Source organism: Streptomyces sp. NPDC006872, from assembly GCF_040635845.1.
Lineage (GTDB): Bacteria > Actinomycetota > Actinomycetes > Streptomycetales > Streptomycetaceae > Streptomyces.
This window is the reverse complement of record NZ_JBEYIL010000022.1, coordinates 114730-127940: the sequence shown is the minus strand read 5'-3', so window position 1 is coordinate 127940 and position 13211 is coordinate 114730. Positions and strand designations below refer to the sequence as shown.

The following is a 13211-nucleotide window of genomic DNA, read 5'->3' as shown; positions in this document are numbered from 1 at the left end:
TCCATGTCCCTCACAATCCAAGCGACTTGGCGATGATGACCTTCATGACCTCGCTCGTCCCGGCGTAGATACGGGTGATGCGGGCGTCCGCGTACAGCCGGGCGATCGGGTACTCCAGCATGTAGCCGTAACCGCCGAAGAGTTGAAGACACCGGTCGACGGCCCGTGCCTGGACCTCGGTGCAGAACAGCTTCACCCTCGCCGCGTCGGAACCCGAGAGCCGTCCCTCCACCAGCTCCAGGACCGCCCGGTCGAGCATCGTCTGCGCCGCCTCCAACTCGGCGGACACAGCGGCCAGTTCGAACTTGGTGTTCTGGAAGGAGGCGACCGTCCGGCCGAACGCCTTGCGCTCCTTGACATAGGCGATCGTGGTGTCGAGCGCCGCCCGGGTCTGGGCCACCGACCCGACCGCGACCGTCATCCGCTCCTGCGGAAGGTTGTGGCCGAGGTAGGAGAACGCGGCGCCCTCCTCACCGAGCCGGTTGGCCACCGGCACCCGCACCCCGTCGAAGGCCAGCTCGACCGTGTCCTGCACCTTGATGCCCAGCTTGTCCAGCACGCGCCCGCGGGTGAACCCCGGCATGCCGTCCTCGACCACGAGCAGCGTCAGGCCCGCCCGCCGGTCCTCGGGGTCGGACGAGGTACGCGCCACCACGATCACCAGATCGGCCAGCAGCCCGCCGGTGATGAACGTCTTCGCCCCGTTCAGCACATACGCGTCGCCGTTCCGCACCGCGGTCGTACGGATCCCGGCGAGATCGGAGCCGGTGCCCGGCTCGGTCATCGCGACGGCGGTGAGCAGCTTCCCGGCGGCCAGCCCGGGGAACCACCGCTCCCGCTGCCCGGCGTCGGCGTAGGCGAGGAAGTAGGGGAGCACCACGTCGAGTTGGGTGCGTACCGTGCCCAGGGTGACCAGCGCCCGGTACGCCTCCTCCTGGAGCACCACGTTGTACCGGTAGTCGGGCAGGCCCGCGCCGCCGTACTCCGCGGGGACGGCCGTCCCCAACACGCCAAGGGAGCCGAGCTGTTCGAAGAACGAGCGGGGTACTCGGCCGGCCCTCTCCCAGTCGGAGTGGTGCGGCACCACCTCCTTCGCCACGACGTCCCGGACCAGGGCCCGGAACGCCTCGTGGTCGGCCGTGAACAGATCCCGGCGCACAACCCCTCCTATCGGTCGGCCAGTTCGACGAGCGTGGCGTTCGCGGTGCCGCCGCCCTCGCACATGGTCTGCAGGCCGTAGCGGATCCCGTGCGCACGCATGTGATGGATCATGCGAGTCATCAGGACGGCCCCGGAGGCGCCCAGCGGATGGCCGAGGGCGATGGCCCCGCCGAGCGGGTTGAGCCGCTCCGGGGCGGCGCCGGTCTCCGCCAGCCAGGCCAGCGGCACCGGCGCGAAGGCCTCGTTCACCTCGAACACCCCGACCTCCGACAGCCCCACGCCGGCCTTCCGCAGCACCTTCTCGGTCGCCGGGATCGGGCCCGTGAGCATCAGCACCGGATCCGAGCCGACCACCGCCCCCGCCCGGTACCGCACGAGCGCCGAAAGCCCCCACCGCCGTGCTCGCTCCGGGGTGGTGACGAGCAGGGCGGCCGCCCCGTCGGAGATCTGGGAGGCGTTGCCGGCATGGATCACCCCGTCCTCCTCGAAGGAGGGCCTGAGGCGGGCCAGCGTCTCGACACCGGTGCTCCGCCGGATCCCCTCGTCCGCCACGACCCCCGCCACCGGCACGATCTCCGCCTCGAAGGCCCCCGCGTCCTGCGCGGCCGCCGCCCGCTCGTGGGAAAGCGCCGCGAACGCGTCGAGCCGGGTCCGCGTGAACCCCCACTTCCGCGCGATCGACTCCGCGGAGATCCCCTGGTCGAAGGCGAAGTCCTGGTACCGGGCGAGGGCCTGAGGCCCGTACGGCGTCCCGCCCGCCCTGGCGGCGCCCAGCGGCACCCGGCTCATGACCTCCACCCCGCCCGCCACGACGAGGTCGTGCTGCCCGGACAGCACCGACTGCACGGCGAACTCCAGCGCCTGCTGACTCGACCCGCAGGCCCGGTTGACGGTCGTCCCCGGCACGCTCTCCGGCCAGCCCGCCGCGAGCACCGCGTACCGGCCGATGTTGCTCGACTGGTCGCCCACCTGGGAGACGCACCCCCAGATCACGTCGTCGACGGCGGCGGGGTCGAGCCCCGTCCGCTCGGCCAGCGCGATGAGCACGGCGGCGGACAGGTCGGCCGGGTGCACCTCCGCGAGCCCGCCGCCGCGCCTGCCGACGGGCGTGCGCACCGCCGCCACGATCACCGCTTCCCGCGTCACGTGCCCTCCGATCGTCCGGCTCCGGTGGTGGAGCGGGGTACCGCCCAGCGGCCCGTGAAGCCGGGCGGGCGTTTCTCCGCGAACGCGCTGAACGCTTCCGAGGCGTCGGTGGAGGCGAAGTTGACCGCCTGCGCCCGGGCCTCGCTCGCGAGCGCCTCCCGCAGGGTGCGGTCGGCCCCCTCGTTGAGCAGCGCCTTGGTCTGGGCGAGCGCGACCGGCGGCCCGGCGGCCAGCCGCGCGGTGAGATCGTCGACGAAGGCGTCCACCTTGTCCCCGTCCACCACCCAGGTGACCAGGCCGAGCCGGTGGGCCTCCGCGGCGTCGACCGTCTCCGCGAGCAGCGCCAGCCGCTTGGCCTGCTGGAGGCCGACGAGCTTCGGCAGCAGCCAGGAGCCCCCGAGGTCCGGGGACAGACCGCGGCGCACGAAGATCTGCGAGAACGCCGACTCGGGCGTCGCGACGACCAGATCGCAGCCGAGCGCCAGATTCCAGCCGGCCCCCACCGCCACCCCGGTCACCTTGGCCACCGTCGGCACGGGCAGTTCGTGCAGCAGCAGCGCCACCTCGGTCAACGGCCGTATCCGGTACAGGGGATGGGCCGCCGTGCCGGCCCCGCTGCGGATGTCCGCCCCGGAGCAGAACGCGCCGCCCGCGCCCGTGAGGACCACGGCCCGGACGCTCCGGTCGTCCCCCGCGTCGACCAGGGCCACCCGCAGCGACTCCCACAGCTCGGCGTCGAGGGCGTTCCTGCGGTGCGGGCGGTTGAGGGTGAGCGTGCGCACCCCGTCGTCGTCGCGTGTCAGCAGCACCGTCATCGCACCGCCCCCTGTCTGCGCAGCGCGTCGATCTCCGCTGGGGACAGGCCGAGTTCGGCGAGTACGGCGTCGGTGTGCTGCCCCAGCGCGGGCACCGCGCCCATCGGCGGGTCGTAGCCGTCGATCACCGGAGGCGGCAGCAGCGCCGGAACCGGCCCGGACGGCGTGTCGATCTCCCGCCAGCGGTCGCGGGCGGTCAGCTGCGGATGGACGAGGACCTCGCGCGGCGTGTTGTAGCGGGCGTTGCCGATGCCGGCCAGGTCCGCGCGGTCCTGGACCTCCGCCAGACCGTGCCGTGCGCACCACGCGCCGATCTCGGCGTCCAGCACGTCCCGGTGCTCGACCCGCCCGGCGTTCGACCGGAACCGTTCGTCGTCCGCGAGGTCGGGCCGCCCGAGCAGGTCACGGGCGAGCCGGTCCCACTCCCGGTCGTTCGTGGTGCCGAGCACGACGGTCTGCCCGTCGGCCGTCGCATACGCCCCGTACGGCGACACCGCCGGCGAACTCATGCCCAGCGGCTGCTGCTCGACGCCCGAGTGCCGGGTGTAGGTCAGCGGGTAGCCCATCAGCTCGGTCATGGTGTCGAACAGGCTCACCGCCACCGACGTGGGGACGTTATGCCCGCGCCCCTTGCCGTGCAGCAGCGCCATGACCGACAGCGCCCCGTACAGCCCGCTGCACACATCGGCCACCGGCGGCCCCGGTTTGGCCGGCCGGCCGGGCCGGCCCGTCACCGCGCACGCCCCCGACTCGGCCTGGGCCAGCAGGTCGTAGGCCCGCTTGTGGGAGAGCGGGCCGCCGGGACCGTATCCGTCGATCTCGACGACGAGCAGGCCCGGGTGGCTCACCGCCAAGTCGGCCGGACAGACGCCGAGTTTGGCGGTCGTGCCGGGGGAGAGATTGGAGACGAGCACGTCGGCGCGGTCCAGGAGCCGCAGCAGGATGTCCATCCCCGCCTGCGACTTGAGGTCCAGGGCGACCGACTCCTTGCCCCGGTTCAGCCACACGAAGTGCGCGCCGAGACCGCCCACGACGTCGTCGTAGTGCCGGGCGAAGTCACCGCCGCGCGGGTTCTCCACCTTGACGACCCGGGCCCCGAAGTCCCCCAGCGTGCGGGTGCACATGGGAGCCGACACGGCCTGTTCGAGCGCCACGACCGTGATTCCCGCGAGGGGCCCGTCCGGCCCGTCCGCCCCCATGTCAACGGCTCCCGAACCGGGCGCGCAGCTCGTGCTTGAGCACCTTCTGGCTCGCGTTGCGCGGCAGTCGGTCGGTGAACCGCACATGGCGCGGGACCTTGAAGTTGGCCATGTGCTCCCGGGCCCAGGCGATCACCGCCGCCTCGGTGACCTCGACGCCCGGATGCGGGACGACGAAGGCGCAGCCCACCTCCCCGAGCCGCTCGTCGGGCACGCCGATGACCGCGACCTGCGCTATCGGCGCACAGCCGAGCAGCAGCTTCTCGATCTCGGCCGGATAGGCGTTGAACCCTCCGACGATGTACAGCTCCTTCTTTCGGTCGACGATCGCCAGGTTGCCGGCCTCGTCGATGTGCCCGACGTCCCCGGTGTGCAGCCAGCCCTCGGCGTCGATCGCCTCGGCCGTGGCCTCGGGATCGTCCCAGTAACCGCTTGTGACGTTGTAGCCGCGGACCAGGATCTCGCCGACGCGCTGCGCTCCGCCCTCCGCTGCGCCCTCCTCCCCGCCCTCCTCCCCGCCTTCCGCTCCGTCTTCGGCGATGCGGATCTCCACGTCGGGGATGGGCCGGCCGGTGGTGCGGGCGACCGTCTCCTCCGTGTCGTCGAGGCGCGTACTGGTGACGAGGGCCGTCGACTCGGTGAGCCCGTACGCGCTCAGGACGATGTCGAAGGACAGCTCCTTCTTCATCGCGCGGATCAGGGACTCCGGGATCGTCGTGCCGCCGGTCATGGAGACGCGCAGGGAGCTCAGGTCGCGGGTGGGGCGCTCCGGGTGGTGGAGCAGGTCGTGGAAGACGGTGGGCGGGCCGAGGAGGATGCTGACCCGCTCCCGCTCGATGATCTCCAGCGCGCGCCCCGCGTCGAACACCGGCATGGGGACGACCGTCACGCCGTGCATGAAGGACGCGAGCCAGCCCGCCTTGTAGCCGAAGCAGTGGAAGAACGGCGGGACGACCAGGAACGTGTCCGAGGCGCGGAAGGCGTACTCCTCGGACATCCAGCCGTAGGCGCGCAGCGACTGGCCATGGGTGAGGATCACGCCCTTGGGGTGACCGGTGGTGCCGGAGGTGAACATCACGTCGCAGACGTCGTCCGGGGTGAGCCGGTCGATGGCCGTATGCGCTGCCGACGCGTCCAACTCATCGCCCAGGCTGAGGAATTCACTCCACGCGAGGTCGGCCGACCCGCGCGGGCCGAGCACCGAGACCGTGCTGTTCAGCGCGGTCAGGTCGGGATCGGAGGCCCTCGACTCGGCGATGTGGTCGGTTCCCAGGAAGGACGCGGCCGCGAACAGGGCCTTCGCCCCGGACTTGCGCAGGATGTAGGAGATCTCCCCTGCTTTGAAGCGGGTGTTGAGCGGGACGACGACTCCTCCCGCGCCCTGGATGCCGAGCGCGGCGGCGATCCACTCCGCCGAGTTCGGCGCACACAGCCCGACCCGGTCGCCCGGCCCGATCCCGAGGACGACGGCCGACCGCACGGACCGGAGCATCAGCTCCTCCAACTCCAAGAAAGTCAACCGGAGTTCGACACCGTCCTCGTCACGGTGGACGAGAGCCGGCGCGTCCCCGAACCGGCGGGCGGCGAGCCTGATGACGTTCGGGATGCTCTGGAACTCCTGGTCGTGGGGCATCAGTCGGCTCCGTTCGGCAGGCGCAGCAGGCGCGCCGCGATGATGTTCCGCTGGATCTGCGAGGTGCCGCCGTAGACGGAGGCGGCCCGTGCGTAGAGGTACTCGGCGAAGACGTCCCCGCCCGGCCCGTGCAGCTCCTCGGGGTGGACCTTCAACGCCGTCTCGTACAGCCGCTGTTCGGCCCGTGTCATCAGCAGCTTGTCGACGGACGACTCCGGTCCCGCGGCCTGCCCGGCGAGCCGCTCGGCGGTGCGGCGGCGGGCGTGCGCCACGAGAACCTCGTAGTCGACGAAACACCGCCCGATCTCCGACAGCAGCCCGTCCGGCAGCTCCCCGCGGCGCTCGCTCGCGGTCCGCCGCAACCGCTCCACCAGCAGCCCGTACTTCGACAGGTGCCCGGTGTCCAGCGCGTTGCGCTCGTACGACACCGTCGTCATCGCCAGCGCCCAGCCGTCCCCCTCGGCCCCGATCCGCTCCGACTCCGTCAGCCGTACGTCGTCCAGGAACAGCTCGCAGAACTCGTCGTCGCCCCCGGCCGCCCGCAGCGGGCGCACGGTCACGCCGGGTCGGTCGAGGGGGAGGACGAACGCGCTGATCGACTTGTGCCGGGGGGCCGTGCGGTCGGTGCGGGCCAGGAGCAGGCAGTAGGTGGAGTACTGGGCGTAGCTGGTCCAGAGCTTCTGGCCGCGCACGGTGTAGTGCCCACCGCTGCCGCTGCCGTCGTCGCCGCGCTCGGCGTACTCGGCGTACGTGGTCATGCCGGCGAGGTCGGAGCCGGTGCCGGGCTCGCTGAAGCCCTGGCACCAGACGTCGTCGCCGGCCAGCATCCGTGGGAGCAGTCGTCGGCGCTGGTCCGGCGAGGCGAACTCCAGCAGCGCGTGGGCGAGGTAGCCGATCCGGGGGACGCCGGGAGCACCGCGCGCCCCCAACTCGTCGCTCACCGCCACCTGGTGGAGTGGCGTCAGTCCGCGTCCGCCGTACTCCTCGGGCACGTCGAGGCCCACCCAGCCGCCGGAGTGCAGCAGGCGGTGCCAGCGGTGCAGGAAGACGGGGACCGGCTCGTCCGGGAGGCGTTCGGGCAGCGGGTGCTCGGCCAGCCAGGCGCGGAAGTCCCGGCGCAGCCGCTCCAGGTCGGCCGGGTCCCCGAAGTCGAGCGGGGTGTCGACGGTCATCGTGCGGCCTCCGGCTCCACGAGGGCGGCCTTCGCCTCCGCCGGGGCGGCCTCCGGCTCCGCCAGGACCGGCAGCAGGTCGGAGGTGGTCGCCAGCACGGTCGCGCCCAGCAGGACCTTGCGGAGGTACAGATGGGCCACGTGCTCCCAGGTCTGCGCGATCCCGCCGAACACCTGCATGCCCGCGTACACCGCCTCCACCGCCGAGACGTCGACCTCGGCCTTGGCGACCCGGGCCGCGGTGAGCGCCCGGCCGGGCGGCTCGTGGTCCAGGCACCAGGCGGCGTACCGGGTGGCGCTTGCAGAGGCCTCCACGAGGGTCGTCGCGTCGGCGAGCAGGTGCTGTACCGCCTGGAAGGAGCCGATCGGCCGCCCGTACTGGCGGCGCTCGCGGGCGTAGTCGACGCTCAGCTCGACGAACGCCTCCGCCGCGCCGACGAGTTCACTCGCCACGATCACCAGGGCGTACGCCTGCCACTGCCGGTGAGCCTGCGGGTTCAGCCGGCCGACGACGGGGCCGGGGTATGCGGTCCGCACGCTGCGCAGCAGGTCGGCGGTCGGGGCGGGCGGCCCCAACTCGGCCTGGGTCACCGTGCCTTCGGCGTCCACGCACAGGGCGCCGTCCGCGCCCTCGCAGTCCCAGGCGACGAGTCGGGAGGGCGCGGGCCCGGGAAAGCGGAGGTCGGGGGCGAGGGCGATCGTGCGGACTGCGCCCGTGGCGGCGGAGCCGTCGCCCAGGAGGCGGGCCGCCTCCGGCGCCAGCAGCACCGTCCCGAGCAGGGACGTGGTCAGCGGCTGTCGGCCGTGCTCCTCGGCGAGCAGCGCGCACTCCTGGACGGTGGCGACCGGCAGCGCCGTGGCGCGCAGTTCGGCGAGGCCCAACTCGTCGAGCGCCTGCTGCGCAGCCGTCCGGGCGGCGGGCTTCACCTCGTCGGCCGAGCCCATCCGGTACCGGGTCGCGAAGGACCGCAACAGGTCGCGGACCAGCAGGAACTCCTCGGACTCCACGGTCAGGCCCCCTCGCCCGCCGACGCCCGGCGGTCGGCCCGGGAGGCGAGTTCCTCGACGATGCGGATGTGGTCCGGGCTCGTCATCGTGGCCCGCTCCGCCAGTAGCGCGGCCTCCATGCCGCCGCGCGAGACCTGCTCGACGACCGCGGCCAGCGCCGCCTTCGTCGCGCGCAGCGCCTCGGCGGGCTGGGCGGCGAGCCGCCGGGCGAGGGCGAGCGCCTCGGCCGACAGGCGATCGTTCGCCACCACCCGGTTGGCCAGGCCCAGTTCGACCGCCGTCGCGGCCGGGATGCGGTCCCCGGTGAAGAGGTACTCCTTCACCCGGAGCAGGCTGGTCAGCAGCGGCCACAGGGTCACCCCGCCGTCGCCCGCGACCAGGCCGACCGAGACATGCGGGTCGGCCAGACAGGCGCCCTCGGCCATCAGCACGAGGTCACAGCCCAGCGCCAGGGAGCAACCCAGGCCCACCGCAGGGCCGTTGACGGCCGCGACGACGGGCAGCGGGAAGCGGATCAGCTCGGTCTGGATCGTCCGGTCCAGGCGGATCGACCGCTCCCGGAGCTCCGGATCGGTGTGATGGCGGCGCAGATGCTCGAAGTCGCCGCCCGCGCTGAACGCCCGGCCCGCGCCCGTGAGGACGACGGCCCGCGCCCCGGTGTCGTCCGCGAGCTCGCGCCACACCTCGGACAGCCTGCGATGCAGCTCTTCGTTCACGCCGTTCAGCCGGTCGGGGCGGTTCAGCGTGACGATACGGACGTCGCCGTCCGCGACCACGGTCAGTACGGGACTCACCTTGCTCATACCGGGATGGTATTAAAGGTCAGACCGAAACTGTCAATGGTGTTGCACTCATTGGAGAATCACATTCTCACTTCGAGAGGGGCTTCGAGAGGGGCTTCGAGCGGGGCTTCGAGGGTGGCTTCGAGAGGAGCTTCTAGAGGAGTTTCGAGGGGAGTGACGTACGGCTGTCCACCTCGGCCGACGCCCGCGCGAACCCGCACACATGCCGCGTCATCCGCCGGGCCGCCGCCGCCTCGTCGCCGGCCCGGATCGCCTCGGTGATCCGGGCATGGGCTCGGGCGGTCACCTCGCGGATGTCCGCGTCCATGAACTGTTCCAGGTCTGTCGCCGCGTGGATGGACTGCGCCAGCGCGCTCATGAACCCGATGAGCAGTTCGTTGGCGCTCGCCTTCGCCACCGCCGTGTGCCAGCGCACATTGGCCCGCAGGAACCGCTGGACGTCGTCGCCCGCGCTCACCAACTCGGCGTGCGCGGCGTCGAGTTCGGCGAGGTCGAGGTCGGTGCGGCGGCGGGCGGCGAGCGCCGCGCAGGTCGGTTCGATCGCCTCCCGCGTCTCGTGCAGGGCGGCCGGCCGGATCCGCTGCCCCCGGATCACCAGCCGCACGGTGTTCGCCAGGGACTCACGCCCCGGCCGGTGCACGAACGCGCCGCCCCCGCGCCCGGGCCGGATCTCCAGCAGCCCCTCGACCTCCAGGACCCGCAGCGCCTCCCGCACGGTCGCCCGGCTCAGTCCCGTCTGCTCCACGAGCTGCCGCTCCGGGGGCAGCGCCAGGCCCTCGCCGAACTCCCCGGACAGGATCCGCTCGCGCACCTCGGCGGCCAGCACGTCCGAGGCCTTCGGGACGGTCAGCGGGTCGAAGCGGGGGGTGGGCTGCTGGGAGCGGGGCACGGGGTCAGGCCTCTCGTCGGGGTCCGTTTCGGTTCGTTTTCGGTCGGACCATTCAACACAGAGGCGACGGCGGATGTCACATGACGGTTCCCCCGTCCACCGGCAGCACCTGCCCGGTGACGAAGGACGCCGCGTCGGACGCGAGGAACACGAACGCGCCCGCGACCTCTTCCGGCTCGGCCCACCGCCCGAGCGGAATACGGGCCAGCATCTGGGGCGCGAACTTCTCGTTCGTGCGGATGGTCTCGGTCATCGGGGTCGCGGCAAGCGGCGCGAGAGCGTTTACCAGGATGTTTCTGCGCGCGAGTTCGCGGGCCAGGGACTTGGTCAGACCGATGATCCCGGCCTTGGCGGCGGAGTAGTTCACCTGGCCCAGCGTGCCGACCAGGCCGGCGGAGGACGTCACGTTGATGATCCGTCCCCGCCCGTCCTCGGGCAGGTGCGGCAGCGCCGCCTGTGCGCAGTGGTAGGCGCCGAGGACATGGACGTCGAGGATCCGGCGGAAGGCGTCCTCCGTCAGCTTCTCGAACATGGCCGGGGCGGTGACTCCGGCGTTGTTGACGAGGATGTGCAGCGTCCCGCCCGTGAGCGCGGCCGCCCGGGCCGCCGCCGCGTCGGCCGCCGCCCGGTCCGTCACGTCGAGCGCGGCGCTGTCCGCCGTGTGCCCGGCCCCGGACAGCTTCCCGGCGACGGCCGCCGCGGCCGCCTCGTCCACGTCGGTCACCAGCACCGCAGCGCCCGCCTGGGCGAGGGCCTCGGCGACGGCCGCGCCGATGCCGCCGGCGGCGCCGGTGACCAGCGCGGAGCGCCCCGTGAGATCGAACAGATGCGATCGACCGGTCATCAGTAGCTCCTCGGAAGTCCCAGTGTGTGCGATCCCAGGTAGTTCAGGATCATTTCCTGACTGATCGGCGCGATCCGCAGGAGTCGCGCCTCGCGGAAGAAGCGGGCCACCGGGTACTCCTCGGAGTAGCCCATGCCGCCGTGGGTCTGCAGCGCCCGGTCGGCGGCCTCGAACCCGGCGTCCGCGCACAGGTACTTGGCGGTGTTCGCCTCCCGCCCGCAGGGCCGCCCGTTGTCGTACAGCCAGGTCGCCTTGCGCAGCACCAGCTCGGCCGCGTCCAGCCGGGCGAGGGCGTCGGCGAGCGGGAACTGCACGCCCTGGTTCATCCCGATCGGCCGCCCGAAGACGACCCGTTCGCGGCCGTACCGCACGGCCCGCTCCAGTGCGACGCGCCCGATGCCGAGCGCCTCCGCGGCGATCAGCATGCGCTCCGGGTTGAGCCCGTCGAGCAGATACCGGAACCCCTGCCCCTCCTCGCCGACCCGGTCCTCGACGGGGATCCGCAGGTCGTCGATGAACAGCTCGTTGGAGGTGACGGCGTTGCGGCCCATCTTCGGGATGGGCCGGACGTCGACGCGGTCGCGGTCCAGGTCGGTGAGGAACAGCGTCATGCCGTCGGTGCGCTTTTCCACCTCGTCGAGCCTCGACGTCCGGGTCAGCAGCAGGATCTTCTCCGACTCCATCGCCTTGGAGATCCACACCTTGCGCCCGCCGACCACGTAGTGGTCGCCGTCGCGGCGCGCGTACGTCGTGATGCTCGTGGTGTCGAGTCCCGCGCCGGGCTCGGTCACCCCGAAGCACACATGCAGGTCGCCGGAGGCGATGCGCGGCAGGGTGCGCCGCTTCAGCTCCTCGGAGCCGTGCACCACCACCGGATGCATGCCGAAGATCGACATATGGATCGCGCTGGCGGCGTTCATCCCGCCGCCGGAGCGCGCGACCTCCTCCAGCAGCAGGGAGGCCTCGGTGATGCCCAGGCCATGGCCGCCGTACGCCTCCGGGATCGTGACGCCCAGCCACCCGCCGTCCGCGACGGCGGCGTAGAACTCCTCGGGAAACGCGTGGGCCTGGTCCTTCTCCATCCAGTACCGGTCGTCGAAGTCCTTGAGCAGCCCGGCGACGGCCTTGCGGATCGTGTTCTGGTCCTCGGTCAGCTCGAAGTCCACGGCGGGGACACCCCTCTGGCGGACGGCCGGATGCGGCCGAACACAGCGCGAATTGTGAAACATATCAAAGGTCAGACCAAAGTGGCTGTCAACTCCTCCGTACGGGTCCGGGGCCGCGCTGTCCGGAGTGTTGGCGTCGGAGCCGGTGTGAAGATCAGCCCATAGTGCGCATATGACGCGTACCCGTACGGCGGTCCTGTGCGCCGCCGCTCTCCTCGCCTCGACTCTTCAGACGGCGGTCGCCGCGGCCGCCCCCGAACGCCACGACCAGGCGTGCACCGCCACCCGCAACCCCGAGGGCCGGGCGCGGCAGGTCATGGACATCGTCCGCCAGGCGCAGCAGGACCTCGATCTCAAGGCCGCCCTGGTCAAGGTCACGGTCGACGGACGTGAACTCGTCACCGGCGCGGTCGGTGAGTCCATGACGGACGTGCCGGCCACCCCCGCGATGCACTTCCGCACCGGCTCGGTCGGCATCGCCTTCATGGGCACCGTGCTGCTCCAGCTCGTCGACGAGCACAAGGTCCGCCTCGACGACCCGGTCTCGCGCTGGCTGCCCGACCTGCCGCACGGCGACGAGATCACCCTGCGCATGCTCGGCGACTCCACCTCGGGCCTGCACGACTACGTCACCGACCCGGTCTTCCTGGAGCGGCTCTACGCCGACCCGTGGCAGCACTGGACGCCCGAGGAGGTCGTCGGGATCTCGTTGAGCCACCCCCTGTGGTACGAGCCCGGCACCAACTGGAGCTACTCGCACGCCAACTTCGTCCTCCTCGGCCAGGCCCTGGAGAAGATCACCGACACCCCGCTGGAGCGGCTGCTCGAGGAGCGGATCCTGAAGCCGCTCGACCTGCGCAACACCCGCAACAACGACACCGCGGTCATCCCGCGTCCCGTCCTGCACGCCTATGACGAGGAGCGCGGCACCTACGAGGAGTCGACCTACTTCAACCCGTCCTGGACCACCGCCCCCGGCGCGATCCTCACCCAGGACATCTGCGACCTCGCCCGCTCCGGGCAGGGCGTCGGCGCGGGCGAACTGCTCTCCAGGCGCGCCCACCGCACCCAGCTCGACCCGGGCACGGTCGGTCTCGGGCAGCCGACGGACACCTGTCCGGCCACCGTCTGTCTGCCGATGACCGAGGACTTCCACTTCGGCGTCGGCGTCGTCGTCAAGAACGGCTGGGTGGTGCAGAACCCGTCCTTCTTCGGCTACGCGGCCGTGATGGCGTACGAGCCGCACGAGCGGCTGTCCATCGCCGTGTCGACGACCGTCGGCCCGGACGCTCCCAGCGGCAACAACGCCCAGACGATCACCGAGCGGATCGCGGATCTGCTGGCCCCCGAGTACCCGCTGGCGGACTGAGCGACCG

At 72.0% G+C, this 13211-nt stretch carries 12 protein-coding genes; 1 reads left to right on the top strand and 11 read right to left on the bottom strand.

Translation table 11 applies throughout. The features are described from left to right. Positions 1 to 10: 10 nt before the first annotated feature. The 11 genes from ABZ725_RS44190 to ABZ725_RS44140 form a co-directional block, all read right to left on the bottom strand. Positions 11 to 1159, bottom strand: coding sequence for an acyl-CoA dehydrogenase family protein (locus ABZ725_RS44190; protein WP_358808011.1), 1149 nt, complete (start codon positions 1157 to 1159; stop codon positions 11 to 13). A gap of 8 nt (positions 1160 to 1167) precedes the next feature. Further along, a complete protein-coding gene (locus ABZ725_RS44185; RefSeq protein WP_358808010.1) occupies positions 1168 to 2307 on the bottom strand; it encodes a thiolase family protein in 1140 nt (379 codons plus the stop codon). Then, complete coding sequence (locus tag ABZ725_RS44180) at positions 2304 to 3122, bottom strand: enoyl-CoA hydratase (RefSeq protein WP_358808009.1); 819 nt, start codon at positions 3120 to 3122, stop codon at positions 2304 to 2306. Before ABZ725_RS44180 ends, ABZ725_RS44185 begins: the two co-directional genes overlap by 4 nt. After that, positions 3119 to 4321, bottom strand: a complete 1203-nt coding sequence (locus ABZ725_RS44175; protein WP_358808008.1) for a CaiB/BaiF CoA-transferase family protein — start codon at positions 4319 to 4321, stop codon at positions 3119 to 3121. The genes ABZ725_RS44180 and ABZ725_RS44175 overlap by 4 nt, the downstream gene beginning before the upstream one ends. A gap of 1 nt (position 4322) precedes the next feature. Then, positions 4323 to 5954 (bottom strand): FadD3 family acyl-CoA ligase, encoded by a 1632-nt coding sequence (locus tag ABZ725_RS44170; protein ID WP_358808007.1) that lies wholly within the window; start codon positions 5952 to 5954, stop codon positions 4323 to 4325. After that, on the bottom strand, positions 5954 to 7126 hold the full coding sequence (locus tag ABZ725_RS44165) for an acyl-CoA dehydrogenase family protein (protein ID WP_358808006.1): 1173 nt from the start codon (positions 7124 to 7126) through the stop codon (positions 5954 to 5956). The genes ABZ725_RS44170 and ABZ725_RS44165 overlap by 1 nt, the downstream gene beginning before the upstream one ends. Beyond that, positions 7123 to 8133, bottom strand: a complete 1011-nt coding sequence (locus tag ABZ725_RS44160; RefSeq protein ID WP_358808005.1) for an acyl-CoA dehydrogenase family protein — start codon at positions 8131 to 8133, stop codon at positions 7123 to 7125. The genes ABZ725_RS44165 and ABZ725_RS44160 overlap by 4 nt, the downstream gene beginning before the upstream one ends. Positions 8134 to 8135: 2 nt before the next feature. After that, the gene (locus tag ABZ725_RS44155) at positions 8136 to 8936 is read right to left on the bottom strand and encodes an enoyl-CoA hydratase/isomerase family protein (RefSeq protein WP_358808004.1); all 801 of its coding nucleotides are present in this window, start codon (positions 8934 to 8936) and stop codon (positions 8136 to 8138) included. Between the two features lie 133 nt (positions 8937 to 9069). Then, positions 9070 to 9825: a FadR/GntR family transcriptional regulator gene (locus ABZ725_RS44150; RefSeq protein WP_358808003.1), complete on the bottom strand. Its 756-nt coding sequence runs from the start codon at positions 9823 to 9825 to the stop codon at positions 9070 to 9072. 76 nt (positions 9826 to 9901) lie between these two features. Then, entirely contained in the window at positions 9902 to 10669 is a 768-nt protein-coding gene (locus tag ABZ725_RS44145) for an SDR family NAD(P)-dependent oxidoreductase (RefSeq protein ID WP_358808002.1), read from the bottom strand. Next, positions 10669 to 11835 (bottom strand): acyl-CoA dehydrogenase family protein, encoded by a 1167-nt coding sequence (locus ABZ725_RS44140; protein WP_358808001.1) that lies wholly within the window; start codon positions 11833 to 11835, stop codon positions 10669 to 10671. The genes ABZ725_RS44145 and ABZ725_RS44140 overlap by 1 nt, the downstream gene beginning before the upstream one ends. Positions 11836 to 12007: 172 nt before the next feature. On the opposite strand from ABZ725_RS44140, the gene ABZ725_RS44135 reads away from it, so the two are divergent. Next, positions 12008 to 13204: a serine hydrolase domain-containing protein gene (locus ABZ725_RS44135; RefSeq protein ID WP_358808000.1), complete on the top strand. Its 1197-nt coding sequence runs from the start codon at positions 12008 to 12010 to the stop codon at positions 13202 to 13204. Positions 13205 to 13211: the final 7 nt, after the last annotated feature.